The 25,167-nt window shown below is 62.2% G+C and carries 28 protein-coding genes and 2 tRNA genes; 11 read left to right on the top strand and 19 right to left on the bottom strand.

The features are described from left to right. Positions 1-62: 62 nt before the first annotated feature. Positions 63-641 carry an SIS domain-containing protein gene (locus tag C1A35_RS05780; protein WP_104663360.1) on the bottom strand — a complete coding sequence of 193 codons (579 nt, stop codon included), beginning with the start codon at positions 639-641 and terminating at the stop codon, positions 63-65. A gap of 340 nt (positions 642-981) precedes the next feature. On the opposite strand from C1A35_RS05780, the gene C1A35_RS05775 reads away from it, so the two are divergent. Beyond that, positions 982-1,446, top strand: coding sequence for a cupin domain-containing protein (locus C1A35_RS05775; RefSeq protein WP_104663359.1), 465 nt, complete (start codon positions 982-984; stop codon positions 1,444-1,446). Positions 1,447-1,612: 166 nt separating this feature from the next. On the opposite strand, the gene C1A35_RS05770 is transcribed toward C1A35_RS05775, so the two are convergent. From C1A35_RS05770 to C1A35_RS35755, 5 genes are all read right to left on the bottom strand, one after another. Further along, the gene (locus tag C1A35_RS05770) at positions 1,613-2,218 is read right to left on the bottom strand and encodes a hypothetical protein (protein ID WP_104663358.1); all 606 of its coding nucleotides are present in this window, start codon (positions 2,216-2,218) and stop codon (positions 1,613-1,615) included. 86 nt (positions 2,219-2,304) lie between these two features. Beyond that, on the bottom strand, positions 2,305-2,901 hold the full coding sequence (locus C1A35_RS05765) for a helix-turn-helix domain-containing protein (protein ID WP_104663357.1): 597 nt from the start codon (positions 2,899-2,901) through the stop codon (positions 2,305-2,307). After that, positions 2,891-3,580 carry a hypothetical protein gene (locus C1A35_RS05760; protein ID WP_158664980.1) on the bottom strand — a complete coding sequence of 230 codons (690 nt, stop codon included), beginning with the start codon at positions 3,578-3,580 and terminating at the stop codon, positions 2,891-2,893. Before C1A35_RS05760 ends, C1A35_RS05765 begins: the two co-directional genes overlap by 11 nt. Beyond that, positions 3,501-4,250, bottom strand: coding sequence for a hypothetical protein (locus C1A35_RS05755; RefSeq protein WP_104663355.1), 750 nt, complete (start codon positions 4,248-4,250; stop codon positions 3,501-3,503). The genes C1A35_RS05760 and C1A35_RS05755 overlap by 80 nt, the downstream gene beginning before the upstream one ends. Positions 4,251-4,579: 329 nt before the next feature. Next, positions 4,580-4,732 carry a hypothetical protein gene (locus tag C1A35_RS35755; protein ID WP_158664979.1) on the bottom strand — a complete coding sequence of 51 codons (153 nt, stop codon included), beginning with the start codon at positions 4,730-4,732 and terminating at the stop codon, positions 4,580-4,582. Positions 4,733-5,081: 349 nt separating this feature from the next. Here C1A35_RS35755 and C1A35_RS05750 point away from each other — a divergent pair, with 349 nt between their 5' ends. After that, positions 5,082-5,729, top strand: coding sequence for a S24 family peptidase (locus C1A35_RS05750; protein ID WP_104663470.1), 648 nt, complete (start codon positions 5,082-5,084; stop codon positions 5,727-5,729). 282 nt (positions 5,730-6,011) lie between these two features. On the opposite strand, the gene C1A35_RS05745 is transcribed toward C1A35_RS05750, so the two are convergent. Together C1A35_RS05745 and C1A35_RS05740 are read right to left on the bottom strand one after the other, a co-directional pair. Continuing rightward, positions 6,012-6,392, bottom strand: coding sequence for a hypothetical protein (locus C1A35_RS05745; RefSeq protein WP_104663354.1), 381 nt, complete (start codon positions 6,390-6,392; stop codon positions 6,012-6,014). Positions 6,393-6,550: 158 nt separating this feature from the next. Continuing rightward, positions 6,551-6,799 carry a hypothetical protein gene (locus C1A35_RS05740; protein WP_104663353.1) on the bottom strand — a complete coding sequence of 83 codons (249 nt, stop codon included), beginning with the start codon at positions 6,797-6,799 and terminating at the stop codon, positions 6,551-6,553. 237 nt (positions 6,800-7,036) lie between these two features. Between C1A35_RS05740 and C1A35_RS05735 the strand changes: the two genes are divergently transcribed. The 3 genes from C1A35_RS05735 (at position 7,037) to C1A35_RS05725 (ending at position 8,164) form a co-directional block, all read left to right on the top strand. Beyond that, complete coding sequence (locus C1A35_RS05735; protein ID WP_104663352.1) at positions 7,037-7,468, top strand: hypothetical protein; 432 nt, start codon at positions 7,037-7,039, stop codon at positions 7,466-7,468. Further along, positions 7,465-7,656, top strand: a complete 192-nt coding sequence (locus C1A35_RS05730) for a hypothetical protein (protein ID WP_104663351.1) — start codon at positions 7,465-7,467, stop codon at positions 7,654-7,656. Before C1A35_RS05735 ends, C1A35_RS05730 begins: the two co-directional genes overlap by 4 nt. A 103-nt stretch (positions 7,657-7,759) precedes the next feature. Beyond that, positions 7,760-8,164: a hypothetical protein gene (locus tag C1A35_RS05725; RefSeq protein WP_104663350.1), complete on the top strand. Its 405-nt coding sequence runs from the start codon at positions 7,760-7,762 to the stop codon at positions 8,162-8,164. A gap of 35 nt (positions 8,165-8,199) precedes the next feature. Here the strand turns inward: C1A35_RS05725 and C1A35_RS05720 are convergent, their stop codons facing one another. The 3 genes from C1A35_RS05720 to C1A35_RS05710 form a co-directional block, all read right to left on the bottom strand. Continuing rightward, the gene (locus C1A35_RS05720) at positions 8,200-8,352 is read right to left on the bottom strand and encodes an entericidin (RefSeq protein ID WP_104663349.1); all 153 of its coding nucleotides are present in this window, start codon (positions 8,350-8,352) and stop codon (positions 8,200-8,202) included. A gap of 318 nt (positions 8,353-8,670) precedes the next feature. Next, a complete protein-coding gene (locus C1A35_RS05715) occupies positions 8,671-9,114 on the bottom strand; it encodes a YkgJ family cysteine cluster protein (RefSeq protein WP_234822768.1) in 444 nt (147 codons plus the stop codon). A 126-nt stretch (positions 9,115-9,240) separates the two neighbouring features. Next, positions 9,241-9,591 (bottom strand): hypothetical protein, encoded by a 351-nt coding sequence (locus C1A35_RS05710; RefSeq protein WP_104663468.1) that lies wholly within the window; start codon positions 9,589-9,591, stop codon positions 9,241-9,243. A 381-nt stretch (positions 9,592-9,972) separates the two neighbouring features. Here C1A35_RS05710 and C1A35_RS05705 point away from each other — a divergent pair, with 381 nt between their 5' ends. Then, positions 9,973-10,956: a glycosyltransferase family 2 protein gene (locus tag C1A35_RS05705; protein ID WP_199772872.1), complete on the top strand. Its 984-nt coding sequence runs from the start codon at positions 9,973-9,975 to the stop codon at positions 10,954-10,956. 220 nt (positions 10,957-11,176) lie between these two features. Next, positions 11,177-11,416, top strand: a complete 240-nt coding sequence (locus C1A35_RS05700; protein ID WP_104663348.1) for a hypothetical protein — start codon at positions 11,177-11,179, stop codon at positions 11,414-11,416. A 130-nt stretch (positions 11,417-11,546) separates the two neighbouring features. Here C1A35_RS05700 and C1A35_RS05695 read toward each other — a convergent pair whose 3' ends face one another. From C1A35_RS05695 to C1A35_RS05685, 3 genes are all read right to left on the bottom strand, one after another. Further along, entirely contained in the window at positions 11,547-12,278 is a 732-nt protein-coding gene (locus C1A35_RS05695) for a class I SAM-dependent methyltransferase (protein WP_158664978.1), read from the bottom strand. Next, positions 12,275-13,846, bottom strand: coding sequence for a GMC oxidoreductase (locus C1A35_RS05690; protein ID WP_104663346.1), 1,572 nt, complete (start codon positions 13,844-13,846; stop codon positions 12,275-12,277). The genes C1A35_RS05695 and C1A35_RS05690 overlap by 4 nt, the downstream gene beginning before the upstream one ends. A 516-nt stretch (positions 13,847-14,362) precedes the next feature. Further along, positions 14,363-14,623: a DUF1127 domain-containing protein gene (locus tag C1A35_RS05685; protein ID WP_104663345.1), complete on the bottom strand. Its 261-nt coding sequence runs from the start codon at positions 14,621-14,623 to the stop codon at positions 14,363-14,365. A gap of 754 nt (positions 14,624-15,377) precedes the next feature. On the opposite strand from C1A35_RS05685, the gene C1A35_RS05680 reads away from it, so the two are divergent. After that, positions 15,378-16,169 (top strand): HNH endonuclease, encoded by a 792-nt coding sequence (locus C1A35_RS05680; RefSeq protein ID WP_104663344.1) that lies wholly within the window; start codon positions 15,378-15,380, stop codon positions 16,167-16,169. Between the two features lie 277 nt (positions 16,170-16,446). Here the strand turns inward: C1A35_RS05680 and C1A35_RS05675 are convergent. Then, positions 16,447-16,522, bottom strand: a tRNA-Lys gene (locus C1A35_RS05675). Positions 16,523-16,884: 362 nt separating this feature from the next. Here C1A35_RS05675 and C1A35_RS05670 point away from each other — a divergent pair. Together C1A35_RS05670 and C1A35_RS05665 are read left to right on the top strand one after the other, a co-directional pair. Further along, a tRNA-Lys gene (locus C1A35_RS05670) sits at positions 16,885-16,960 on the top strand. 139 nt (positions 16,961-17,099) lie between these two features. Next, a complete protein-coding gene (locus C1A35_RS05665; protein WP_104663343.1) occupies positions 17,100-17,699 on the top strand; it encodes a hypothetical protein in 600 nt (199 codons plus the stop codon). A 51-nt stretch (positions 17,700-17,750) separates the two neighbouring features. Here C1A35_RS05665 and C1A35_RS05660 read toward each other — a convergent pair whose 3' ends face one another. Further along, positions 17,751-18,668, bottom strand: a complete 918-nt coding sequence (locus C1A35_RS05660) for a PhzF family phenazine biosynthesis protein (RefSeq protein ID WP_104663342.1) — start codon at positions 18,666-18,668, stop codon at positions 17,751-17,753. A gap of 691 nt (positions 18,669-19,359) precedes the next feature. Between C1A35_RS05660 and C1A35_RS05650 the strand changes: the two genes are divergently transcribed. Then, entirely contained in the window at positions 19,360-21,087 is a 1,728-nt protein-coding gene (locus C1A35_RS05650; protein WP_158664977.1) for a calcium-binding protein, read from the top strand. A gap of 226 nt (positions 21,088-21,313) precedes the next feature. Here the strand turns inward: C1A35_RS05650 and C1A35_RS05645 are convergent, their stop codons facing one another. From C1A35_RS05645 to C1A35_RS05635, 3 genes are all read right to left on the bottom strand, one after another. Continuing rightward, entirely contained in the window at positions 21,314-22,039 is a 726-nt protein-coding gene (locus C1A35_RS05645) for an NUDIX hydrolase (protein ID WP_104663339.1), read from the bottom strand. Between the two features lie 2 nt (positions 22,040-22,041). Beyond that, positions 22,042-23,148: an endonuclease/exonuclease/phosphatase family protein gene (locus tag C1A35_RS05640; protein WP_104663338.1), complete on the bottom strand. Its 1,107-nt coding sequence runs from the start codon at positions 23,146-23,148 to the stop codon at positions 22,042-22,044. Positions 23,149-23,408: 260 nt separating this feature from the next. Continuing rightward, positions 23,409-24,959: a DUF1254 domain-containing protein gene (locus C1A35_RS05635; protein ID WP_104663337.1), complete on the bottom strand. Its 1,551-nt coding sequence runs from the start codon at positions 24,957-24,959 to the stop codon at positions 23,409-23,411. Between the last annotated feature and the right edge of the window lie 208 nt (positions 24,960-25,167).

The following is a 25,167-nucleotide window of genomic DNA, read 5'->3' as shown; positions in this document are numbered from 1 at the left end:
GCCATCAGGCACCGCCTGAGGGAACGCGGCGCCCGCAAGGAGACGCTGGCGGCCTTACCGCGCTAGACGTTGTCGAGGCGTGCCAGGCGGCCGAGGTAGCCGCCGTGGTGGCGCGCGCCGTATTCGCGTCTGCTGAATCCCCTGCTTTCCATCACGGCCATCGCGATGGCGTCGCTGACGGCCAGCATCACGGCAATGCTGGAGGTGGGCGTCATGCCGATCGGGCACCCCGCCTCCTCGACGTCTCCCATGTTGACGATGATGTCGCAGCAATCGCGAAGGGATGAATCCGGATGCGATGTCACGCCGATGTGCCGCGTCACGCCGAGATGGCTGGAAAGTTCGATAATCTCCAGCACTTCGCGTGATTTTCCGCTGGTCGAGAAGGCGATCATCACGTCGTTGCGGCCAACGACACCGAGGTCGCCATGGGCCGCCTCTGCCGGATGCAGATAGACGGCAGGCGTACCGGTGGAGCACAGCGTCGCCGCAAACTTCTTGGCTATGTGCCCGGCCTTGCCGATGCCGGTCGTCAGAATTTTTCCCTGGCATTCCAGGATGACGCGCACCGCCTCTTCGAAGTGCTCATCGACGTCTACGGCAAGAATGGCCGCGGCTTCCGCCTCGAGCACCTTCCGCATCCTTTGCCTTATATCCAGTGACATGGCCTCTCTCACGAAAACGACTGTTGGAACTGCAAAAACAGCGCCAAGCTGCCATACAACCCTCCTTGGCAAAAGGCCGCTGCCACACCTTCCCGGCAGGACCCGTCGAATTCCGCGTCGCGCCGATGCATCCGCTGACCGCAGAGACAGCACGGACACGCGATCATCCCGCCCCTCGATCGACCGTGCTGCCCACGCTGGCGCCGGCGTCCTCTCTGGATCGTCCTCATGTCGCCGCCGATGCATGCGAAGATCCGCAGCGTGAAAAGCGCGGGCGGGAAACCGCTGCAGCAGGATTCGAGAGGATGTTTTTGCCATGCGCACCAGCGAACCGAAGACCTTCGTCCTTGCCGGCACCGCCATGAAGCGCCTGCTTTCGGGCCGTGACACCAAAGGTCAATTCTGCTTGTTTGAAAATGTGAGCGGCGGCGACACGCAAACGCCCGTCCATGTGCATGCGAGCGACGATGAGACCATCCACATGCTGGAGGGAGAAATGACCGCCGTCGTCGACGGCAACCCGCGCCGGTTGACGGCGGGCCAGAGCATCTTTCTCGCCCGCGGCGTGCCCCATCAGCTGTTGAATGCCAGCCGCCGGCCGGCACGCTATCTCCTCATCGGCACGCCCGCGATATTCGACCGGTTCCTGGAGGAAGCCGGCCGGGAACTCCGGCCCGGCGAAGCGGCCAGGCCGCCGACGCCGCAAGAGCTTGACCGCCTGCGCGCGGCAGCGCCCAAATTCGGCATCACCCTGCTCGCCGCCTGGCCGGCGAGCGGCTGAGAAAGGCGACTGCCGCCGCTCGCAGCGCGACCGCCGCTCTTTCACTCAACCGGCGCGCATCAGAACCCGTCGGCGGGTCCGATGCCTGAATGGTCAACGACAACGTCTCCATCTACCCCGAGGAATTCCGGTCGATGGCGGCGCGGTCGACCGGACCGCAAGCGGTTCACCCCGCCTCCTTCTCGCGCGACAGCCCCAGGTACCAGTGCAGTTCGGTCAGCCCGCGCTTCAGCCAGATAAGTTGCGGTTCCGGCATGGTGCGCAGCATCTCGTAGTCCATGATGCAGACATTGAAGACCGTCGTCTTCACCTGCGGCCCGTCCTTGAGCTTCAGAAGCACCCCTTCGAGCTCCATCATCCGGTTTGCCGCCTGGCGGGCGCTGCGGGCGCGCTCGGCGCTGGTCTCGCCGGCAAAGCCTTTGATGCTGAAGAGCGACTGCGCCCGCACGCTCGGGAAAGGAATGCCGGTCAGGCTGTAGTAGCGCGCCATCTGCCGGCTGTATTCGTCGCCGGCCTCGCGCTCATGCGCGGTCAGCTTGCCGTCGAGGAACATGCGGCCGAGCGTATAGCCGGCAAAGGGGCTGGCGACATCGGGGTCGCGCTTGCCTGCAAAATGCATGCGCCGGCGCGCCTCCAGCGCCACGGAGCAGACCTCCCGCTCGCTTTCGCCGTGCTTGATCTGCCCGCCGGGGTAGCGCGCCACATTGGCCTTGCGCGGCCGGCCCGCCCGGCTGGCGCGCTTGATGCGGATGCGCTCTGCCTTGGATGTCATGGTCTCTTCTCCTTTTGCAATCGCCAGATGCCCTGCCCGCTGCGCCTGTCTGCAGCGCCGGCCGGGGTCGAAAAATCGTCGGGAAGTCAAAGTGCCGGCGCGCCGATCCCGTCGGTGCAGCCATCGACAAGCGGCCGGCCCGGCCGGTGCGCCCGCCCCCGCCGCCTGTTGTCACCGGGCGCGCGCTTGTTGACGGCATGCAGCACCGAGGTATGGTCGCGCTGAAAGATCCGCCCGAGCGCCGGCAGCGAAAGATCCGGGCGCTCGTCATAGACGGCGGTCATGCAGCGGTGGCGCGGCTCGACGAGCCGACGCTCGCGGCCAACTCCGATGATCTCCTCGAAGCTGATGCCGGGATAGGCGCCAAGCACCTCCTCGATGATCGCGCGCACCGGGCGCCGGTCAAACAGATCGCCGTTTGCCACAGCCGTCGCGCCGCAGATCAGCCGCGCCTGCGAAAGGACGCGCGCTTCGGCATCGGCGAGCGCCAGTTCCAGCTCGAGGATCCGGCTTGCCTGCGCCCGCACCTGAATGGCGACAATGCCGACGAGGTCGTCGAGCGTCGCCGGTTTTGCCGGCGCACCGCCCGCATCGTCGGCCAGGGGCGGCACCGTTGCCGCAAGCCGGTCCGCCGCGCCGTCCGGCCCCTGTCTTCCAGTGAAATCATTGCCTTCAGGCCGCATGGAAAGTCTCCCTCGAAACGGATGGGTTGAGATCTGCAAGTTCGGCGCCCGCCGCAGGGCCGTCGCGAAACGCACCGCGCGCGGCCGGATTTTGCGGTGCCGTGTCACCGGGGCCGATGTCGACAGCACCCCATTCGATCGGGACGCTTGCGTCTTCTGCACACCCTCGTGGGAACGCTCCCTCCCACCCGGCCTTTACCGCCGCATGCGCCTGGCGGAAGCTCTGAAGCAGTGCCCGCACCCGGCTTCGGCTTGCGGCCGATCGGCGGTCGTCGGCCGGGCGCTGCGTCAGTGCTGCAACCATTTCGCGCTTGCGGGCAAGATCCGCCCTGAGGCTCTGCGCCTCCGCCCTGGCGAGTGCTGCCAGCACCGGCGGCTTGGGGATCGTGCCGAGAAGCACGTTCGGATTGGCAGCATAGTCGCCGCGGATCAGTTTCTGCGTCGCTGCCGAAAGTCCGAAGGCCGGCACGCCCGACAGCGCATAGTGGTAGACCGCCACGATCTTCCTCGGCTCGATCGTCGGCGGCATGGTCATGCCGGCCGTCTGCATCGCGTCGAGGCTGCGCAGAACCGCCGCCTCGCTGACTGAGGCCAGCCGCTCAGTGAGCGCGGTAATCTCCCGGCCCAAGGTCGAAAGCCGGGCCTGCGCCGGCGAAATCATCATCGATGAATGGGTCATTGTTCTCGTTTCCGCTGCGTTCGTTTCCATTGAGTTCATTTTCAATCGTCTGCCGGCATTCCCGCTGATGGCGGGCAAAGGCGGTCTCCTGCGGCGGTGCCTGCGGGTGGTGGCCGCGACGGGTCCGCCCGGCGCCGCGCGGCCTCCGGTCGCCGGCGTTGCGCATCCAGTTTCGCCAGGTCGCGGCCCAGTCGAGCTTGGTCGCATCGCGTCCGGACTTGGCGCGCCAGTAGTCGCGGAACTTGTCGAACTCGACGCCCGCCTCCGCTCGGGCGAAGCCGAGGCCGGCGGCAAAGGTCCAGTCGGGCTCAAAATCTTCGGGCAGGCGCATCGCCCGGCCGCTTCCGTTCCGCCGCGAGCCCGTCGCATCCGGAACGGCTGCAGGGCGGACGAACTGGTCTGCGTCCCCGCCCGGATTCGGGTCGGGAGAGTTAGTTTCTTTAGGGGGTGCGGGGGAGCTTTCTTTATCAGAGAGGGCACCGTCGGCCGTCACCGTGACATCGCGTGACGTCACGCGGGCGCGGTGGCGCTGCTGCCTCTCGCGGTCGCCCGCCCGGCGCCGCTCGATCTCGGACACGTGGCCCGCCTCGGCGGCGCGCACGGCGGAAAGGATCATCTCGGGCGAGGCGCCCGATTGAACCAGGGCTTCGACGATCGCGGTAATGCGCATGCGCTCAAGCCCTCGCCAGCCGCTGGAAAACACGGCGCTCCGCCCCACGGCCACGTCGAAACGCAGCCTTGCAGCAAACCAGCCCGGTCACGAACCGTCTTGCAGCGGCGCATGCGGTCAGGAACCCGCGCCTTCCCGGCGCCTTCCCAGTCAGATCGTTGTCAGCCATGCCGTTTCCCATGCCTTCCCGTTTGGCCGTCCCCGTTGGCACGACCATTCCGTCGCGCTGTCGCGCGCCCGCTTCCGCTTGTTCTCCCCGTCCCCGGCAAGGTCGCCTGCCTTCCGTTTCAGGCCCTCGGTTGCCGGGCAGGTCACCCGGCCGCCCACCGTCAGGTGGAGGGCCGGTCGTCTTCCCGTCTGACCTCGCCGCGCACGACGCCTGCCCGACGAAGGGAAGCGCCGCGACGGCCGCAGCCCGCTGCCTTGCAGCAGCCGGCACGCACCGTCGGCGCGCCGGCTGCCACGACACCGACTGCGCGCACGTCGCCGTCCGCGGACCGTCATTGGCCCCGCGTGGCAAATCATGCGCCGGCTCGCCGGTATCGATTGGAAAAGCGAGAGGTCGCCGGGGAGGAAACGACGGCCTCTCGCCTGGATCACCGCACGGAATGCGGCGATCGATTCTCGATTGCACCCCCGACCGGCACCCACTGAAGCGGATCGGTCACCCGCATCCGGTTCGCTTGCCGGCCGGCTGGCGCCGCAACGGATGTTTGCAGCGGTTTCCGCCGCTCATTTCCGTTGACTTCCTATTCATAGTAGGATTTCTTATTGCCATCAAGAGGAAAAATCCTATTGGACGACGGAAACGGAATCTGGGATGCCAGTGTCATGGACGAATTGCGCCACCTCATCCGGGAAGCAGTCGACGCGAAGAAGACGACCTACAAGGATCTGTCGATCGCGATCGGGAAGAACCATGCCTATATCCAGCAGTTCGTGGAGCGGGAGACGCCGCGGGAACTGCGCGAGCGCGACGCCCGCGCGATCGTCGAGCTGATAGCGGGAGCCGCCGCCGGCGAAGCCGCCCCAAAGCGTGCGCCTGCCTTCGCGCCGCAGATCGTGCCCGGCGAGCAGCTCGTCGGCCATCGCGACCTGCCGATCTTTGCCGCCGCCCAGGGCGGCGATGGCCACGTGATCGTCACCTTCGATGCGGTCGAATATGTCAAGCGCCCTTCGGTGCTCGAGGGCGTCAAGGGCGCTTACGGCATCTACCTTACCGGCAGCTCGATGATCCCGGCCTACGAGCCCGGCGACATGGCGCTCGTGCACCCGCACCTGCCGCCGGCGCGCGACAAGGACGTGGTGCTCTACCACGTGCCCCCCGCCAATGATGCCGAAGCGATCATCAAGCGGCTGGTCTCGTTCAACGACCGCGAATGGACCCTCAGGCAGTACAACCCCTACCTGGAGTTCACCGAGAGCCGGGTCGAATGGTCCTTCTGCCACCGGGTCGTCGGCAAATACAGCGCTCGGTAAGCGGGCGCGCACGACAAACAATCACAGGGCTTCAGCGGGATTGGGGCGCAATCCGGTCGGGATCGCCCGGGCAGTCGGCTCTAAGGCGCGCTGCAATCTTCCCTGCCCGCCGGTCGCGCTCTCAGGCGCGTCGCGATCTTTTAGCTCGGGGCGTTTTAAGTTATTGATTTAACGCATGTCGCAACCGCAAAACCGCTGTGCACTTTTGCGCGACATGCTCCAAGTGTTTGATTTATCGCCCACCGCCACCACAAGACAACGACAGCCGTTGCGTGAGTTGCGTTAGTCGGAACACCGATCGACCAGGGCCTGAAACGCAGCATCGATCGCTGTCCGCGGGCTGTTTGCGACCACCCAGATCGGATCGGTTGCAGCGACGACCCTGTCGCTGGGACCACAAAGGCCAGGCGCCCGAACCGCCTCGAAAATGGCGCAGGCGCGTTTGCTCCTGTGATTGAACGCAAGCTCGAACACGGCCTCTGGAGGCCCGGCAGGATCGGCAAACACCTGCACGACATAGGCCCGATATCCGCGCCTGTCGTCGCAAAAACTGATCTGTCGCAGGAGCGTGGGGCTCAACTCGACGTCGTCAACCGGAATGGGCGGAGACCAGAATTGACCGGTTGACGGCTCGCCGGTTGGACGACTGTCGACGGACATCATTTCACGTCTCCCTCCCGACGTTGAGCAACGACATTATCACGGAGCCCCCAGGGCGTGACCAATAAACTTTGAGTGGCTCCCATGCGGCGAGCGCTTTTTTGCGGTCATCCACGGATCCGACCGCTACCGACCAGCCCGCCCCGGCCTTCCGACGGCCGTCACGCCGCCATCGCCTCCTCGATCTCCGTCGGCAGGTCGCCGATCGCAAAGAGCACTTTCGCATCCTCGAAATCGCCGGTCGCCAGGTCGCCCGAACGGCTGAAGGCGATCACCCCCACCTTGGTCACAGCCAGCCTCTCGGCCAGCCGCTGGGCATGCTCGGGTCCGGTCGCCTGCACCGGATCGTCGGCGAGAAACGCGCCGCGGCTCCCCAGTGTGAAGCTCTGAACGACGAAGTAGGTGATCATTCCATGCTCCTTTCCGCCACCTGGAATGGCGCCCTCACCGTGCCGCAATCATCCGAACAAAACAAGAACAAATAACGCTCCGTCGACAATTTGAACAGGACGCTTCCTGCCGGCAGTGTTTTTCCTATTGACTGTGAAATAGGATTTTTCCTATATTAAGCAGCAACACAACGGAGGGGCCGACAGGAAACCCGAGAAGGGTGTTCCGGCGGGCACCTCGAACAGACGAGGTGAACGATGCCCGATGCGATCTCCGCCGGCGCCGCGACGGCGATGACCGCCGCCCCCTTCCTCCAGCGCCGCGAGATCATTCTCGCCATGATGGCGCTCGGCACTGGTACCTTCTGCGACGAGAGCGACACCGCCGGCACCACCTACAGAACCGCGGCTGACTGGCTCAATGTCCACGACGGCGAGCATGTGGAACGCCTGATCCGCTTCGATCTCGACGCGCTTCACGGCGAAGACGTCACCGAGACCGTCGCCGATGCCTGGCTCGACGGTTTCGATCAGGGCCCTGAGGAGGAACACAGGCTTCCGGCCTTCGTGCGCACGTCGCAGGCCTGGGAACGTTGGTGCGCCGATTTCGGCAGGCAGCGTAGATCCTTGAGCCAGGCCGTCCACGGCACCCTCAACCACCGCCAGCAGTTCGGAACCTGCCTGCGATGACCGCCGCGCTCGACAAGTCTGCCCTCTTTGCGGCCATCGAAGCCTTCTGGGAAACAGAGGGCGGCAACGACCGCGGCGTCGAGGCGGCGATATCGGCCTATCTGCAGCGCCAGGGGCTCACCGCCTTCGATGGCATGGCGACGCGCAGGCGCGCCGCACTCGCCGCCGCCACCGCCCGACCGGCGTGACCTCCGTCTGACCGATCCGCTCGCCACATGCCCAATTTTGGCCGTCCGCTTTTATTTGCGAACATGCTAATGAATCAGAAGGGCATCGCGGAGGAGACGATCCATGCCAAGGCTTGCGCATCTCTATTTCAAGACGGCAATCATTTTCCTGATCATCGGCCTCTGTATCGGCCTGCACATGGCGATCAGCCAGGATCATGCGGCAACGCCAGCCCACGCCCACACCAACCTGCTCGGCTGGGTGACAATGGCGATCTTCGGCATCTATTATGCGCTCAATCCCGCCAAGGCCGAGCGTCGGCTCGCGCTCATCCAATATTATGTCTACACGTCGGGCGTCGCCGTGCTCGCCCCGTCGCTCTATCTGATGACGACAGGCCGTCCCGAGATAGAGCCTATCGTCGCTGCTGCGTCGATCGTCGCCTTCCTCGGGGTGTTGTTGTTTGCCGTGGTAATCTTCATGAGCGCCGAAGCCCCCGCGCGCGCCAGCACCGCCCCATTGCGATAGGCCGGCCGCGGCGACCGGGGCCTCGCACCGGTCGCCTACTTCGATGTCGACGTCAACACGCGGTGGGTCGCATCATCCAGCGCGTGGCCGGTCTCGGCACTGTCCTGCCGAAAGCCGCGCGCCGTGTTGGCGCAGGCCGTGAGCACAAGGACCGCCAGACACAGCAACGTGAGCATCGCCTTTGACATGATCGCCTCCGTCTTTCCTCCGATCGGAAATGACGCGCCGGCAGTCAAAGTCAATCGTGGCCTCGAAATGGATCCGGCGAGGCGAAAGCCGGACGCACCTGCCCGGCACGCCCGCATGCGGCTGCGCCACTTTATTTTGGCAACCGTACCAGAATCGCCGAATCCGGCCTTTCCCCGGCCTCCGGATGCGCGTTAGCTTCCGTACCGCGCAGTACGTTCTTTGTGGACTGCGCTTCCCCGCACCCCGAGCCATTTTGGGTGCCTGCTTGCCCCGCCCTCGTGCGGGGCTCTTTCTTTCTTCGTCTTTTCCGCCGGGTCTCAATCGACCTTGAACACCTCGTCGCCGACGAAGACGATGACATAGTGCCCGTTCTCATCGTCGCGCGCCCAATGCTGCAGCGTCGCCGCATAGGGTGCCTGCTTCCAGGCGTCGGGGTGATCCGGATCCACGAGAACCGTCACCTGCGGCCCCTGACGATAGATCATCATGTGCGAGCGTGCGGGATCCCAGGCCTTCCCCAGCGTCTCGTCCGTGCGCCAGAGACAGAGAAAATCGCGACAGAGCTGCGGCCGGTCCTCATAAATCCGGCATCCCGTACCCGTACAATGCCGGCACCAGGCGTTGGCCGGCTTTTCCAGCGCGTCGATATCCGGCAGGCGACAGCAGAGCGTGCAGGTGCCACACCCCCGCTCGGCAAGCGGAACGACGTCGCGGTCGGCAAAGGCGGCCATCGGCATGGCGATTACGGGCAAGGCGGTCATGCGCCTGACCTATCATCATAGCGCCCGACTGGGAAACGGCGATTGCGAAAGCCCCTGTGGCCGGCCGCCGGAAGACGGGTCTCCCGCCGGCCAAGCCCGTCATGCTTTCATCAGACGCCACAACACCTATCCGATGCGCGGGCAACCGCTGCGGTTGGCCAGATAGATCCGAGCATACTGACCGCGTCGGGTTTCGCCTTCGACGACGATCCGGTTGCGGCTCATTGCGGCAATTTCCGGATCGCGCAGGCCGGCGCGATAGGCGCGCCGCAGGGCCTGGCCGGTACTGCAGCCGCGCGGACGAACATAGTCTTCATCGTCATAGCGCCGCTCTCGGCGGAAATCGCCGCCGTCATAGTCGCGGTCCGGCCCGATATAGAGGTCGAGACCCTGCGCCGGCGCAATGACGGGCATTGCGCTGACCGTTCCCGCGGCCACCAGGGCCGCCAACAAAAGCTTGCTTATCGTATGCGTCATGTCTGCCTCCTCCACTTCTTGCGCATCCGCGCGAACATGGATGAAGGAGAAACCGCGCAACGGGCGAAAAGTTTCGGAAAAACGCCAGGGCGTCTGGAAGCGCGCCGCCGTCGGCCCGTTCCCATTCCGTCGTCACCGGTTGACGGATACCCGCAGAAACTGTGGCGCCCGGACGCAATCCACGTCCTCGAGTTGCTGGAAACAGGAGGTTTCGTTCCCCATATGCCTGCGATCGAATGGATTGCCACGCCTGTGCTTTTCATTTAGTCCGGGTTTATATTATTTATGACAAATGTCGGAATGAGCATGACCGATATCGTTTATCCCTTCGAGAATCGATCCGATGCCGAGTCGATCGCCGACCGAAGCTTCTTTGACCGCATCGCGACCTGGTACGAGACGACCAAGGTCGAGAGGCGCGAGCGCAGGATGAACTATGCGGTCGATCTGCACTGTGTCAGCCCCCAGGGGCAGACGTCGCTCTATCCCGATGATCTGCCGCTGATCTTCCTGACCCGCAACGACGCCAAGCTCATGCCCGGCTTCCTCGCCCATTACCGGTCGCTGGGGGTCACCCGCTTCATCTGCGTCGACGATGCCTCGACCGACGGCACGCGCGACTATCTGCTCTGTCAGCCGGACGTCGACCTGTGGGCATCCTCGGTGCGCTACAAGGATGCCCGGCGCGGGCGGGCCTGGAGAGAATCGCTGTTTGCCCTCTACGGTGGCGAACGCTGGTACGTAAACGTCGATTCCGACGAGTTCCTGATCTATGACGATTGCGAAAACCGCACGCTCTGGTCGGTCATCCATGCGCTCGAGGACGTGAAGATTTCGCGCCTGCCGGCGCCGATGCTGGACATGTACCCGGTCGATCTCGGTGCCGCCGACATCGACCAGCTGACGACCAGCGCGCCCTGGGAAGTCGCCGATCACTTCGACAGCCGCGGCTATACGCTGACAACGACAAAGCGCGCGATCACCATCAAGGGCGGCGCCCGCCACCGCGAATTCGAATCGGACCTGGAACTGATCAAGTATCCGCTGATCTATTGGGACGAGGACTGTCGCTTCGGCCCCAGCATTCACCAGCCGCTCCCCTATCAGCGCAACTTCTCGTCTATTCTCGGCACATTGCTGCACTTTAAGTTCTTTGCCGACTACCAGAAGGTCATCAACGACGCGGTTGCCGATGGGCAATACTTCGATGGCTCGGCCGCCTATGCCAAGATGACGGACGCATTGGCCAGCACCGGCGCGCTGCAGCTCTTCTCCGAATCCTCGATGAAGTACGGCGGGTCGAAGCAATTGCTGCGGCTCGGCTTCATCACCCCTGTGCCAAAAGCCCGCAACGAAGGCGGTTGATAGCCGGCGAACGTTTGACGCTGCCCCTGGCGAAAACTTGGGTCGTCTTGTCGCTTCCGGGGAGCGGTGAGATGACCTGTTGCGCGCCATTCCTCAGGCAAATTCCGCCGGCTGCGGCCGCTGAAGGCCTTTTTCAACCGACCCGCGAACCCGGCCGTTGATAATTCGACCAGCTGCTCCATTTACAGGTCTAAGGCACTTAACCTGAGGAGAAGCCTGCATGAATCGAAACACACTCATCGGCATTCTGGTTGTGGTCGTGCTCATTATTCTTGCCGTCGTCTACCTCAAACCGGCAGCCAACCAGCAGGCAGCTGAGACGGCGCCGGCAACAACGACGACACAGCCGGCAACGACCGAGCAGCCAGCGACGACCCAGCAACCGGCAACGACTGACCAGTCGACGACGCAACCAGCGACCACACAGCCGGCAACGACGCAGCCTGCGACGAGCCAGTAGCCGAGCGACAGCGCCCAGCGCCGAAAACGCAATCACCCACGGACAACGTCCGTGGGTGATCCTTTTCTCAAGGATTGCAAATGCGAGCCGGCGACGGGGCATGCCTCGTCGCCGCGGGGCCGAGCCCGCGTTATTTCCTCACCACGGCCTGGATATTGGACGGCATCATCGAATCGATCTTGTGATCGTCGGTGTACTTCCACGTCGTGTCGTATTGCTGGGTAATGAAGACGTCGAAGAACCGGGCCGAGCGCGCCATCAGCTCGATGAACGGGCGCGCCAGCGGAAACACGTCGCACTGCAGCAGGATGCGCTGCATCAGGATGCCGATCGTCTCGAACGGCATGCTCGAGCCGCGCAGGTCCTCGATCTCGCTCCAATCCTTGAACAGCAACTTGAAGGAGAAGGGCGTGAAGTGGAAATAGTTCTCGGGGCCCTCATGGAAGGAGAACACCGCGGAGGCGGAAATGATCAGCTTGCCGTTCGGCTTCAGGATCCGGCGCATGTCGTCGATCAGCCGCTGCGGATCGGGAACGTGCTCCAAGAGCCCGGTGCAGAGCACGATGTCGTAGCTTTCGCTCTCGATGGCATCGAGGTGATAGTGCGTGTCGACGACGAGGTCGGCATTCTTGCGATCGGACTTCGACACCAGGAACGAGTTCGGGAAAAACTCAGTATAGTCAACGTCTTCGGTGTGCACGATGATCGTGCGCTTGTTCGAAGCATTTTCCTGGCACAGCCGGACGAGGTTCTTCGTCGAAAGCTTGCCCCCAAAGTAGTTTTTCCGCGAGAGCTTCTGCCAGCGCGTGCGTTTCGCGCGCTGTTCTTTTCCGCTCAGTTCCGGGGAAGTCGTTTCCGTCATGGAGTACCCGCCTTTGTTTTGTGGCGCTGGCATATCTTATCGGCCGTCAGCATTGCAAGCGCCATGACTGTCAGTACGGGGTTGGCATAGCCGTAGGAGGTAAAGACCGAAGCGCCCGCCGCATAGAGGTTGTCGACCCCGTGCACCCGGCCGTCGCGATCGACGACCGACATATCGGCCGAGCGGCCCATGCGTGTCGTTCCCATGAAATGGGAATGGATGCCGGTAATGTCCCAGGGCTTGCCCACGGGCGGCAGCGTCGGGATCAGCTTGCCGATATTGTGGCGCTGAAGGAGCCCGGAAAGGTCGTCGAGAAAATCTCGGATCGACGCCTGGTCCTCCTCGGTCAGCGACCAGTGCACGACGCCCTTCGGCAGCCCATGCGGATCGCGCGCCTCGCCGAGCTCCACCCTGTGCTCGGCATTCGGATGCTGATCGAAGAAGCCGCGCACCACCAGGATCGAGCCGCCCGGCCCGAGCAAACCCATCTTGCCGATGACGTTGAAAGCGACCTGGCCGGCGACCGCCAGAGCCGAGGTCAGGCGGCGGCGCAAGGTCGATTGCGGGCGATCGCCCCCCTCGCCGGCCGCAACCACATGCTGGGCATGTTCGAGAAGCTTGAGCCCGATCGATTCGAAGCGCGGCGAAAACTGAACGTAGTGATTCAGCTGGTCGTGCTTGCCATTCTTGCGCACGCCGACGCCAAAACGCAGCGAGCTGTCGCCGTTCTTGTGGTCGCTGAACAGCGGGCCCGCCGTCTTCACGGTCTTGAACAGATGGATGCGCCCGACATTGGCCTTGGGATGGGTGGAAAAGAAGCGGCCGATATTGTCGTTTGCGAGAAACGTGCCCTTTCGGCTGTTCAGCATGATGCGCGGATTTTCGAGCCCGCCGGCGCAAAGCACGAATTCCGGGGCGGAAAGCTCCACGACCCGCGCCTCGCCGACAGCCGCCCTGACCGCGCCGACCCGGTCGCCGGCGGCGTTCGGGATCAGCTGCAGCACGCGGCAATTGTAGACGATGGTAAGATCGGGGTTCCTGCCCGCAAGCGCCTTCAGGTACTCCTGGCCGTTGAAGGCCGGGCGGCTCCACTGAAAGCGCTTGACGGAGACGGCCGGGTCGGAGACGAAATCCCGCCATGGCGCAGACGCGCCGTCATAGGCCGGCACCCGGTCGATATCGCCGATCGGCTTCAGCTGCAGCAGTTCGAGTGCCTGCCGGTAGTAGCCATCGAGTTCGGCGCGCTCCAGCGGCCAGTCGTTGCCGGACGTCAGGTCGACGTCTTCCAGAGGCGCAACCCGACCGGACCACAGGTTCGTCGCCCCGCCGATCTGGAAGGAAAGCCCGAACGGCTCCTGGTTGTCGATCTCGAAGAAGGGCGAGCTGTCGGAGTTGACGAGATTGTCTCCGGTTTCAAGCAGCGTGACCTTCAACCCCTCGGTCAAAAGCCGCGTCGCCATGGCGCAGGCAGCAGCCCCGGATCCGACGATCAGCACATCGGAGCCGATCGCCTGCAGGACCTCGTCGCTGCAAGCGCGCGCGTCAATAATGTTCCTGGTATCCGTCATCGGTGCTGCACTTCCACCCGCCGTTCCAAGTGCCGGATAGAAGATGGGCCTTGCCCCGCTCCGGCTTCATTACCGTCATAGCTAATTGAGCAAGGCGGGCAAGCGCGCAGGTCGATATAATCAGGGAAAACCGGCAATCCGGTTGTGCGAGGTCATCCTCACGCGTTGAAGCCGTTGGTTTCTACGATCCGGACACGGGGCTTTCTATACCCGACCTTCACTAAAACCGGCGCTATCAATACGGGCCCCGGCCAGGAGTTCCGAATGCGCGTTGTCTTCCTCTCTTCTCTTCTCTGCTCTTTCTTTCTTCCTGCATTCCGCACATCCCGGAAGACGTTCTTGACGCCGGCTGGTGCCGGGAGATGGCAGAGGCAAAATTCAAGGCGACGGGCAAGGAGCGGGAGAACCTCGCCGCTGCGATGATCCGGCATGACTGCGCCGCCAAGCTCGCCGCCCGGTTAGCCGAGGTCATCGGCCACCGGTTGCGGCGCAGCCTGAGGCCCGTTGACGCGGGCCTCAGTTGTGCCTTGTCACGGGATAACCGACCGGCATCTGCCAGAGAGAAACGTCGGCTATCTCGGGCTTCTTCACGCCCTCCTCCACGCCGATATCGCGAAGCATGCGATCGGAGAGGTGGCCGAGCTGGTTGAGCGTCCGCTGACGCCTCCAGGCAGCAACGAGGAAAGCGCCGACCGTGCGGCGGAAACCGAAGGTTCGAAACAGGTCGTCCATGATCGCCGGCAAGGCGCCAGCGGTAGTGAGTTGCAATTCGCGCATGATTATTCCCCGCCGCAAGACGCGGTCGGGTCCTCTAGATTATGGATGCGCGCGGGCACGGATCTACGTTCCGGGAACCGGTCACATCAAGTCAAAATGGAAGTTAAGAAAAGCCGGAACTCAGGACGCGATTACGCGCCGAAGTAAAACACTGGATTATGGCACACTCGTCGTGACGAGCGAGCCATTCCACCAGAGGCGAGCATCTGAACAAAATTGAAATTCATCGTATGCCTCCTCTAGTTTGAGCTCCGATTTGCTGAAAATTACACAGGATTACTTTGTTCGCAAGAGGACAATCTGCGGCAGCGGGATTGAAAAGAGGCATGTTGCAGACAAGCAACAGGCGGAAGTTGTGGGCTGGACCTACTCCATAGGATCGGCGCCCCCCCCCCTTGGCGGACACCCCAGAGCTGATTTTTGCCGCCACAAGCGTGTCTGCCGCAAGCCTGACTGATGGGCGACGAATGAATCGATTTCGCAACTGTCCGGAGCGGAGGTCCAAGGTAGATGTTGGCGCTCCTGCCACCAAGCCACGGCATACGCATGCGTTCATTGCGTCCGCTCACGAGGACGGACCAAGCAGGCGCCCGATTGGTTCGACTCGACTCCTGATTGCGACTCGTGTCGACTGCTCTCTCGCCAGACAATAGAGGGATAATGTACTTAAATAGAGGCAGCGCCTGTGCTGCCGCTAATCACCGATACTAGCAACCCGGCACACGCTGGGTTCCGCAAAAAGACGAGAGAGAAAATGGCTTCAGAACCCGTTGACCACGAACATAGAGCCGGGCTGCTTTGGGATGTGCTTACTCGTGCGGCGCAGAACCGGCGCCCTCCGTTGACCTACAAGGAGGCAGCCACAGCTATAGGCATTCACCACCGCCCAATAGCGTATCCGCTGGGATTGATACAGGACCATTGCTTGGAAGACGGACTGCCGCGCCTAACCGCCCTTCTGGTTTCCGCGAGCACTGGTGTGCAAGGCCGAGGCTTTCTGGGTGAGCCTGGTAATGAACGTGATTTGGAAGAGCTCTACTCCCAGAATTGGCAGGCAATTCCGAATCCATTCTCCAATCTTCAACAAAGTGAGTTGAACAGGATTGCTGACGACCTCACCATCAATCCACACCATGCGGATAAATACGTATCCGTCTTGTCGCGCGGCAATCAGCAAAGAGTGTTTAGCAAAGCGGTACTTCGCGCCTACGGGCATCAGTGCGCAATTTGCGAGATGAGTTTTCCGTCCACCTTGCAGGCTGCCCATATTGTGCCGTTTGGAGACCCTCGTCACGAGTTGCGCGTCGATCCGCGCAATGGGATCGCCCTCTGCGCTAATCACCACAAGCTCTTTGATGATGGATCAATTGATATTTCGCCTGAGTATCGGATCGCGTACTATGATCCCGAAGGCACAGATGGCCCCTACTCGGTTGCCGACGAGGCTTTAAGTCTCGCGTTCCATGGAAAGCCACTACTCCTACCCGAAAATCCGCACCTACATCCAAGCCGAGCGCTGCTCGAGGAAAGGCGCGCGCAACAGTGAGTCTCTACGTGTTCGCTGTCACCCACGAGCGGGGCCAGCGAACACTCCCCGATAGTTGTGATGACCGGGGTTAACGGCTCAGCGCAATTCCGGTTGCTACGTGTTCTCCGCCGCTTGCTGACGCGCTGTTGCCTGCAAAGCTCGCATGAAAGGGCCGGATAACCCGAGATGTCGATTTTGAACTGGGATGGAGACCGCAACTACCGCGAAGCAGCGCCACTTGGAACAAGGCCGCAGAAACGATAATTTAGTCTAATCAGCGCTTTAGGAGAAGATTTGGTGGGTGATCACGGGCTCGAACCGTGGACCCGCTGATTAAGAGTCAGCTGCTCTACCAACTGAGCTAATCACCCATCCGCGACCGCTGCGGCGTGTCCCGCTGCTGTCGTGAGGGGGCGTATAAAGGCGTTCGGTTGGGTTGTCCAGCGGCTTTGTGAAATTTTTTTGAAAAACCTTGCATGACCAGGCGCAGCCCTGTGGAGAACAGGTTGTCCGACAAAGACGGGCGCACTCCTCGTGCCCCGGCACAGCCTACCCTGCCGCAGTTGGGAGACAACGGGCAACGAAACCCACCTTCAGCCAGCACACGCGCGCAATGAATGGGCGATCATTTTCACGCTGCGGCGAGGTTGAAACTCGGCTGTGATTTAACGGTGACGCGATACGATTTCCTCTTGAGTGCGACAGCCTCGTGCGCTAAAGCCACGCCACGGATGGGTGATTAGCTCAGTTGGTAGAGCAGCTGACTCTTAATCAGCGGGTCCACGGTTCGAGCCCGTGATCACCCACCAATACTTCTCCTAAAACAATGATTATCTTTCCCTTTTCCTAAAGAATCTTCGGCTTGCCGGTTTCCAATAACTGGAACTGTTTCCAAATCCCGTTCGGTCTTATCGGCGGAAAGCAGCGCGCAGGCAGTGGGGACAATTCATGAACGCTGGTATTCTTAGGAACCGCATCGTCGGACTCGTCCGCCGGAACAAGATAACCACCGCGATCCTGTTGGGGGTTGGCCTGCTCTTTCTCCCCAATCGCGACGCAGTGGAAATATCACTCCCGAACAACCAGACTACGGTGCGCGTCGGTCGGAACGGTGACGACTATTACATCAGCGTCAGAACTCCGTTTGGCGTCTTCGACAAATGGATGTGGGAAGATTGGGGGCCTGCTCAACGGACGGGCCTGTATTTGACATCCGAAGGCTGGATCGCTGCATTGGGTGCAGGTGGCGTTGCAACGTTGGTCACCGTTCCTGAAGGCAGAGAGCCATCTGAAGTAGACAGTATGGAGTCAAAGCGCACCGACTCGTCCACGTGGCGCTATCTGGGCGCCGTCGATCGTGACTATGGGACGCGCAGCCTGCGTTTCTTCGGCCCAGCCGAGCAGCCCGAATGCTTCGATACGCTCGGTGCGGGCGAGAGCCCATACAGGTTCTTGGCGCAATGGGAGACGGCTTGCGATTGCGTTCAGCGCGCAGCCATGTCGGGGGAGGCCTGCACTATGAGTTCAATCGCTGGCTCAAGCCCGTAATCACGCGCTAAAGCACCGTTCGAACGGAAGCTTGCAAGCGGTCCGCGCGCCTCACACATAGAGTTCGCCGGCTGCGATCTTGACCGCATGGCCGCCGATGCGGGCGTTGCTGATTTCGCCGCCCGAGATGTCGAGATGCAGGTGGATGAAGGACGGCCGTCCCATTTCCACGCCCTGCTCGACGAGCACCGGGTGGTGACCGTCGACGAACTGGTCGAAGTGGTGGATTGCGCCGGAAAGGGCGGCCACCGCCGAGCCGGTCGCGGCATCCTCGAGATTGCCGGCACCGGGGCCGAACTTGCGGGCGTGGAAGCGCGCCGTGTGGTTCACGCCGCCGCGACAATAGACATAGGCCGCGGCAAGCCGCCCTTCCGCCATCGGCGTCAGTTGCTCCCAGCGCAGCGAATCGAACTCGATCGCAGCGGCGGCAGCCACGTCGTGCACCGGCACCATGACGAAGGGCGCGCCCGCACTCCAGAACGAGGGCACGTGATTCTCGAAACCGATCTGCGAGAGCTTCAGGCTCAGCGCATCGGCGATCGCCTGCCGGTCGAAGCGTGCGTCGAGCCTGACCGATTTTCGCGGCAGGTCGAATTCGGCAAAGCTTGCCTGCCCGGGCTTGAGCCGCACGGCACAGCGCACCGGCCCCACCTTCTCCTCCAGCACCTGAACGAGGTCGATGCCTTCCTCCGTCGTGCCTTGCTGGGCCTCGGCGATCGCGACTGCCGCGCCGACGGTCGGATGCCCGGCAAACGGCAGCTCCTGGGCGGGCGTGAAAATCCTGAGCTTTGCCGTATGCGCAGCACCGCCTGGCCTGCGGATGAACACCGTCTCCGACAGGTTGAATTCCTGCGCGATCGCCTGCATCGCCCCGTCGTCCAGCCAGTCGGCGCCGAAGACCACGGCCAGCGGATTGCCCTCGAGTTGCCTGTCGGTGAAGACGTCGTAGATCGCGTAGCTGAGCGCCATTCATGTCCCCTTGCGAATATGCCGCAAACTTTGCAGCGTCGGGACGCGGGCGGCAAGGCTTAAAAGCACCCGTGCACAGCTCGGCGCGGATCACGATTTCTTTAACCTCGGCGCCGCCTGCATGCCCCGCCGCAGATGAACTTGGCTCTTAATGGCGCGGTACAGCAGCCTCCGGATGAAACTGATACGTGCCGTCGCCCAATGGCACGACGCCCCAATTCCCGGCAAGGGGAAATAGCAGCCCCTCGAATACCCCCAGTCGGAAACGGTACCAACCGACGTTTTGGACGCCGTGCACCTGCCCCCATTCCCCGGGCGTGACATCTGTCCCCGTCGCATGAGCACCTCCCATCTTGCTCAACAGCCCGCGGCACACAGTTACCGCGCCACCTTCCGTCATCTCGACGTCAGTAGCGAAAGCCGAAGGAAACATCAGAAACTACTAACAATCGTAAATCCAAATCTTGCCAGCCGTATCGCGTCTGGCTCGGGCGCTTCCGGCTAGCGTCATCGATCTCAATGCCAGTTGTTCCAGGATCTCGCCGGCTTTCAGTTATTTGCATGACGGTGATGGATATTGATTTCATTTTTGAATTATAATTGAAGTACAATAAATTACTGCAATTAAAAAACATAATACTTGTTTGCAATTGTTGCTTGATTATAGGTTGCTTTCAGGAGGATGAAAACAATGGCAAAGATAGTCGGCACTGATGCGAACAACACCCTGTTCGGGACAGACGAAAACGACAATATCTGGGGTCTCGGCGCCAATGACACGCTGGACGGCGGGCTTGGGAACGACTTTCTCTATGGCGGGGCCGGTAACGACGGTCTGATGAGTTTCAGCGGCTATGACGAGCTCGATGGCGGCGATGGCGATGACCGGCTGGAACTCAACGGAACGGGCGGCGTGGCGCGGGGAGGTGCCGGCATCGATACGCTGGTCATCGATCTTTCAGGGACGGGCAACCGAGTCACGTTTAACGGCATGAACCGCCACGCAACCTTCGGTGACCCGGCTGAGACCGACAATCACATCTTCTACCGCGGCATCGAGCGGCTGGAACTGACGACCGGTAGCGGCAAGGACATTGTTGAGGGTGGCACGGGTGACGACGTGATCTCGACCGGAGACGGCGCGGACATCATCGGCGGCCAGTCGTTGCCGAACACCTATAATCAAATGAGTTCCCTGGGTGCTGATGTTATCGACGCCGGTGCGGGCAACGACACGATAATCGATCGGTTCGGGGCCAATCATCTTTCTGGTGGCAGTGGCGACGACAGCATCACAACGACACTTTCATCTGCCGAACTCGACGGCGGCGACGGTGACGACACGTTACGGCTCGAGGATGCGGATCGGACCGATGATGTCACGGTCGATGTGGTCAATGGCGTTACATCGACCGGTACCGCCTTTCACAATTTTGAGCGGGTTTACGCACATACCGGCAGCGGCAATGATACCTTGCTCGGTGGCCTCAGTCGCGACAACCTCTTCGGCGGCAGTGGGGCCGACCGCCTGTTTGGCGGCGAAAACAACGACTATCTCTATGGCGAAGGCGATGATGACCGCCTTGAAGGCGGTGCCGGGGTCGACTCACTTAGTGGGGGCGAAGGCGATGACTACCTCTCTGGAGGCGACGGTATTGACTTCCTCGATGGTGATGAAGGCAATGACACGTTATTCGGCGGCGAAGGCAATGATTGGCTCGATAACCGCTACGGTGGCGCCGATATGCTCGACGGCGGCAATGGTGATGACCATTTCGCGGTCGTTAATTCCAATACGACCGAGATAACCACTGTCAGGGCCGGCGCCGGTGAAGACACGATCTTTGCCGCTCGACTAACCGACATTGATGGCGGCGATGGCCACGATACGCTTGAGATCACCGTCCCCGATCTATCGGCTGCGATCAATGTTGACGCCGCCAGTGGAACAAGCTCAACGGGTTTGACTTTTGTCAATGTCGAAGATTTCGAGATACGCGTTTTCGGTGACCATGATGACACGCTACGCGGCGCCGCCGGTAACGATATTATCCAAGGAGGAAGCGGCGATGACCTTCTCGAGGGGCGAGGCGGCAATGACCACATCTTCGGCCAGCAGGGAGCAGATCGTCTGATCGGCGGTGAGGGCGCTGACACATTCCACTGGAGTGGATTTGAGGTTCGCCATAGCAGCATCGACCATATCGTCGATTTTGACACCCAAAGTGGCGACGTGATCGAGTTGGGGGGCTTTTATCCTGGCGACACCAACATCTATAATTTCGATTCCTTTGTGGCTGCCTCGCATGACACAGAGGAGGGTCTCTATGTAGCCTTTCATGGTGAAACCGAAGGTATCCTCATCGAAGGCGTTTCGCTTGCGGACCTATCTGCCGACGATATTGCTTTCACGTGGTGAGACTGCAGTGTCGGTGGCTGGTCCGGCGGAAGTCCGTTTTCCACCCTGCGCGGTCCTTCCTGATTGTTGGGATGCAACGACCGAGGGGCGCGGGCATGTGTGAAGGCGTGGCAGTTCTTCCTGCGCATCAACGGGGCCCAAGGCGCAAGCAGACGCGCGCGGCATAAGCGCTACAAATACAAAAAGATAGCGCGATTTATTGATTCATGGTCGTGGCGGGCGGATGTTACCGAAACAGCCACTCCAGAACGGGCGGAATGAAGGGCGGGTAGTTGTGCGCGTGGGGATCCGGACCGAAAACCGCGATCGCCTCGTCGATCTCCGGTTCGGGATCGCTGGCGATATGCGCGGCGATGCGCGCAACCAGCACTTCGGCCTTCTCCGGATAGCGATAGACGCGCATGAGCGTCACGGCGCGGCCCATATGCAGCAGGTGATAGCCGGGCTCCACCGTCGCGAGCGAAAGGTCGATGCCGGTTTCTTCCATCGCCTCGCGGCGGATATTGCCGTCGATGTCGCAGCCGCCATCGACGATATCCTCGGGCTCGAGCGAACCGGAGGGGCTGTAGACCCGGCCCGGATTGGCGGTATGCCCGCCCATGCGCACGAGGATCAGCGCACCGTCGGAAGAAAGGATCGCCGGCATGGCAAAGAGATGAAAGGCACTCTTTGCCCGCGTCTTGCGCCACCAGAGAAAGGTCGAATAGGGCACCACATGCCCCTCGCCCCGCAGCCGGCCGTCCGCGATGCGAAGCGCCCGCAGCAGCACCATCCGCCCATCGAAGAGATGCGGGTTGGCGGCGATCTCCCGTTGCCAGTTTTCCTGCGCGCGCTCCAACTCCTCAAGGTGAAACGGATGCGCCGCGCCGACAACGCGGACATCCACCGCATCGATCGGGATGATGACGCCTTCATCCGGCCATTCAGCCGTATTGCTTTCAAGCGCGCTCATGCTCACACATCCAGGGTGATGGCCACGGGGCAATGGTCGGATGCCTTCGGCCGATCCCAGCCGGTGCGCGGATAGCGTTCCGCCTCCAGGCCTGGCGGAAAGATCGTGCGGAACGGTTGGCCGCCGCGGATGACCTCGGGCACCTGGTGCGCGTTGCGCTTGGACAGCGCCGGCGACAGCCAGATATAGTCGAGCTGGCAGAGATGCCGCTCCTGCGGCCCGCGGCTGTGAAACAGCGTCCAGCGGTCCATCACTGGCCGGCGCAGCATCGGGTTTTCGGCAAAGCCGTCATGCGTGAAGATATCGAGCGCACTCGTCTCCTCGTCATACGGCACGAACTGGTAGCCGGTGCGCCGGTCGCCGAGGATGTTCACCTTCTCCTGGTAGTCGTTCATGTCGCCGCAGATCGCAAACATCTTGTCGGCCGTCTTCCCGCGGCCGAAGCGGCTCTCGATGATGTGGCGCACGGCCGAGGCCTCGGCCACGCGCAGCGGCATCGTCGCCTGCCGGCCATCGAGCCCTTCGCGCGCCGGCCCCATCGACTTGAAGTGCACGACGTAAAGCGTCAGCGGCCGCCCGCCGATCCGAAGGTCCAGTTCCAGGCAGTCGCGCTTGAAGATCCGGTCGGCCGGCCGGTTGGTGAGCGCTATTTTGTCGTTGAAGAGATCGAGGTCCTCATAGGTCAGGCCCGCATGGCTTTTCACCTCGAGGCACTCGATCGGCTGGCCGTCGCGCGTCTCCTCGCGCATCAGCACGGCGACATCGATCCCGCGCGAATCGTTGCCCTCGATCAGGTACTTCTGGCGATAGCCGTTGCCGACCATGCGAAAGAGATAGTTGTATTCGAAGGCCTGCAGCGAGGCCATGTTGTCGGCTTCCTGCAGGCAGAGGATATCCGCGTCGCAATCGGCGATCGCCAAGGCCGACATCTGCCGCGTGTCGTCCGTATGCGCGATGGTGCGCGCCTCCTCCAGCCGCTGGTATTCCGCCTCGCTCTTGACGTCGAAGAGCCGCAGCACCCGGTCCTGTTTCAGTTGATTGCGAAAGCCGGAAAAATCGAACCGGCTCAAGAGGTTCTCGATATTGAAGGTGGCGAGGCGAAGCGACATTTATCAATTCCGTGGCATGAAATGCCGGGAGCTTAAAGCAATTCCAGGAAAAGTGCGAAGCGGTTTTCCGTCGGGAATTGCATCGCCACAAGGCGCATAGGAGGCAGCAGGCACATCGTCCTGCCGACTTGCAACAAGGCATCAAAGGGCGTGCCGCCTACGCTGCGGCGGGCCGACGCCGAGGACGGCGGGCGCCGATGCATGCCACCTCCACCCGCTGCAGAAAACCGCCGCAGCCTATCCCGGCCACTTTGCCACCGTCACGCAGCAACCGTGATTTGCGGCGGTTGCCAGGTGCCGTCGAGGATGCCCTCCTTGCCCCAGTAGGCGCGGATATAGAGCGAAAAGATGCCGGGCGGTGCCGGCAGCCAGTTGCTGTCCTTGTCGCCGCCCGGCCGTTCGGCGCTCACATAGATCGTCAGCGAGCCGTCCTTGTTGCGCTTCATCTGCCGGGACTTGGTGCCGAGCGAATAGCGCTCGTGCTCGTTGGGGTGAAACAGATGCTTGTCGTTGTAGAGGGTCAGCGACCAGAAACCGTTGACCGGCGGGTCCTGACCCGGCGCAAAGGTGATCTCGTAGAGCTTGACGCCGGTCAATTGATCGCCCGCACGGTCGAAATCAGTATAGAAATACTGCGTTTCCGAAGGCCTGTTGTCGAACATGTTCGACTTGGCCGTTCCCGTCCGGTTGAAATAATCCATGCCCCATTGCGCGTTGTTGACCGAGCGGTTCCAGCCGTTGCCGGCCGGAAGCCCGTTGCGCTGCCAATCGAAGAAGGGGGCAATCACCTTTTCCTCGGTCTCGATCGCCGTATCGACGAGCATCCGCTTGAGCTCCTCGTCCCTTTCGGTGGCGTCGATCAGCAGGCGGAACTGCGCAAAGAGCGCCTCTTCCCCGGGCAGCGGGTCGACTGCGGCGATCGCATCGGGGAACTGTTCGAAGAATTTTTCCGGCACCACCCACTTCGTTTCGCCTTCGCTCGCCGCGTCGTCGGCTGGCGGGGCGCGAATATCGGCGAGCTTCGCCCATTCGATCGTCTTCATCTGGCCGGTAAAATCCTTGAGCGGATAGAAGACGACCTGGTTGATGAACGGTTGTAGATCCTTGTTGTCCTCGCGCGTGTCGGCCTGAAAGATGCGCGGAATGGCGTTGGCAAGCGAGGTCGGCGAACGGATGATATCGGTGATGCCCGCGGGCTTCAGCCCGTCCCAGTCGGGGCCAACCAGCAGGTAGAAGCCGGGCTTGGTGCCATAGGGCTTTCCGAGATGGCCGAACTGGTCGGTGCGCGCGTCGTAAAGCGCATAGACCCAGAAGCGGTCGCCGAAGTCGGGCACCTGCGCGACGACGGGCTCATCGTCGAGCTCGAAGAAGCCGAGGCCGTAGACCACATCCTGGTTGGGGCATGTGACGAAGGTTTCCGACGGCTCGATATAGTCGTGCAGCATGCCCACCTGACCGCGCGGGGCAACCGGCAGAATGCCGCCGAGCAGGCCGGGGCTCGGCGCTTGGGTGATCCTGGCCTTGCGGTTCAGCATGTTGACGATCGGCCAGCCCCAGACATAGGCCATCTGCGCGATCGTGCGGGCATAGCCCGGATGCATGGCGACGCCGGTCACGGGCAAGGTCGGCGCACCCGGCCCGAGCGCCTGCTGCGCCAGCGCCGGGCCGGTCGAGGCCGCAAGCGAGGCGGCCGTGACCGCCGCCGTCCCCGCCGCACCGGCACCGATCGCCGCAAGCGAGGCCGCGCCGATCCCGCCTTTCATCATGTCCCGTCGGGTGATTTCCAGTTTATTGCCGGATGTCGTCTTCATCATCGTCTCCTGGCGTCACGATAATCAGCCTTGGCAACGGCCTGCGGATAGTCCCCCTGTCGGCATGCGTCCCACCTCGCCCGAGGTCGTCCTTCACCGGGAAACCGGCATTTCGCCCTCTCCCGTGACGGTTCAGGCACGGAACGCGTCTCAAGGGAGCTCTCCGCTTGTCCTCGACAGCGGTACTTCAATGCCCGGCAGCGCGCTG

This window comes from Ensifer adhaerens, from assembly GCF_002940685.1.
Lineage (GTDB): Bacteria > Pseudomonadota > Alphaproteobacteria > Rhizobiales > Rhizobiaceae > Ensifer > Ensifer adhaerens_E.
The sequence above is the reverse complement of the archived record's forward strand: the minus strand, read 5'-3'. Positions and strand labels throughout refer to the sequence as shown.

Bases quoted from the DNA above. Each gene is read 5' to 3' on its own strand.
- C1A35_RS05780 (WP_104663360.1), bottom strand. From the start codon at position 641: ATGCGGAAGGTGCTCGAGGCGGAAGCCGCGGCCATTCTTGCCGTAGAC.
- C1A35_RS05775 (WP_104663359.1), top strand. From the start codon at position 982: ATGCGCACCAGCGAACCGAAGACCTTCGTCCTTGCCGGCACCGCCATG.
- C1A35_RS05770 (WP_104663358.1), bottom strand. From the start codon at position 2,218: ATGACATCCAAGGCAGAGCGCATCCGCATCAAGCGCGCCAGCCGGGCG.
- C1A35_RS05765 (WP_104663357.1), bottom strand. From the start codon at position 2,901: ATGCGGCCTGAAGGCAATGATTTCACTGGAAGACAGGGGCCGGACGGC.
- C1A35_RS05760 (WP_158664980.1), bottom strand. From the start codon at position 3,580: ATGACCCATTCATCGATGATGATTTCGCCGGCGCAGGCCCGGCTTTCG.
- C1A35_RS05755 (WP_104663355.1), bottom strand. From the start codon at position 4,250: ATGCGCATTACCGCGATCGTCGAAGCCCTGGTTCAATCGGGCGCCTCG.
- C1A35_RS05750 (WP_104663470.1), top strand. From the start codon at position 5,082: ATGGACGAATTGCGCCACCTCATCCGGGAAGCAGTCGACGCGAAGAAG.
- C1A35_RS05745 (WP_104663354.1), bottom strand. From the start codon at position 6,392: ATGATGTCCGTCGACAGTCGTCCAACCGGCGAGCCGTCAACCGGTCAA.
- C1A35_RS05740 (WP_104663353.1), bottom strand. From the start codon at position 6,799: ATGATCACCTACTTCGTCGTTCAGAGCTTCACACTGGGGAGCCGCGGC.
- C1A35_RS05735 (WP_104663352.1), top strand. From the start codon at position 7,037: ATGCCCGATGCGATCTCCGCCGGCGCCGCGACGGCGATGACCGCCGCC.
- C1A35_RS05730 (WP_104663351.1), top strand. From the start codon at position 7,465: ATGACCGCCGCGCTCGACAAGTCTGCCCTCTTTGCGGCCATCGAAGCC.
- C1A35_RS05725 (WP_104663350.1), top strand. From the start codon at position 7,760: ATGCCAAGGCTTGCGCATCTCTATTTCAAGACGGCAATCATTTTCCTG.
- C1A35_RS05720 (WP_104663349.1), bottom strand. From the start codon at position 8,352: ATGTCAAAGGCGATGCTCACGTTGCTGTGTCTGGCGGTCCTTGTGCTC.
- C1A35_RS05715 (WP_234822768.1), bottom strand. From the start codon at position 9,114: ATGACCGCCTTGCCCGTAATCGCCATGCCGATGGCCGCCTTTGCCGAC.
- C1A35_RS05710 (WP_104663468.1), bottom strand. From the start codon at position 9,591: ATGACGCATACGATAAGCAAGCTTTTGTTGGCGGCCCTGGTGGCCGCG.
- C1A35_RS05700 (WP_104663348.1), top strand. From the start codon at position 11,177: ATGAATCGAAACACACTCATCGGCATTCTGGTTGTGGTCGTGCTCATT.
- C1A35_RS05695 (WP_158664978.1), bottom strand. From the start codon at position 12,278: ATGACGGAAACGACTTCCCCGGAACTGAGCGGAAAAGAACAGCGCGCG.
- C1A35_RS05690 (WP_104663346.1), bottom strand. From the start codon at position 13,846: ATGACGGATACCAGGAACATTATTGACGCGCGCGCTTGCAGCGACGAG.
- C1A35_RS05685 (WP_104663345.1), bottom strand. From the start codon at position 14,623: ATGCGCGAATTGCAACTCACTACCGCTGGCGCCTTGCCGGCGATCATG.
- C1A35_RS05680 (WP_104663344.1), top strand. From the start codon at position 15,378: ATGGCTTCAGAACCCGTTGACCACGAACATAGAGCCGGGCTGCTTTGG.
- C1A35_RS05665 (WP_104663343.1), top strand. From the start codon at position 17,100: ATGAACGCTGGTATTCTTAGGAACCGCATCGTCGGACTCGTCCGCCGG.
- C1A35_RS05660 (WP_104663342.1), bottom strand. From the start codon at position 18,668: ATGGCGCTCAGCTACGCGATCTACGACGTCTTCACCGACAGGCAACTC.
- C1A35_RS05650 (WP_158664977.1), top strand. From the start codon at position 19,360: ATGGCAAAGATAGTCGGCACTGATGCGAACAACACCCTGTTCGGGACA.
- C1A35_RS05645 (WP_104663339.1), bottom strand. From the start codon at position 22,039: ATGAGCGCGCTTGAAAGCAATACGGCTGAATGGCCGGATGAAGGCGTC.
- C1A35_RS05640 (WP_104663338.1), bottom strand. From the start codon at position 23,148: ATGTCGCTTCGCCTCGCCACCTTCAATATCGAGAACCTCTTGAGCCGG.
- C1A35_RS05635 (WP_104663337.1), bottom strand. From the start codon at position 24,959: ATGAAGACGACATCCGGCAATAAACTGGAAATCACCCGACGGGACATG.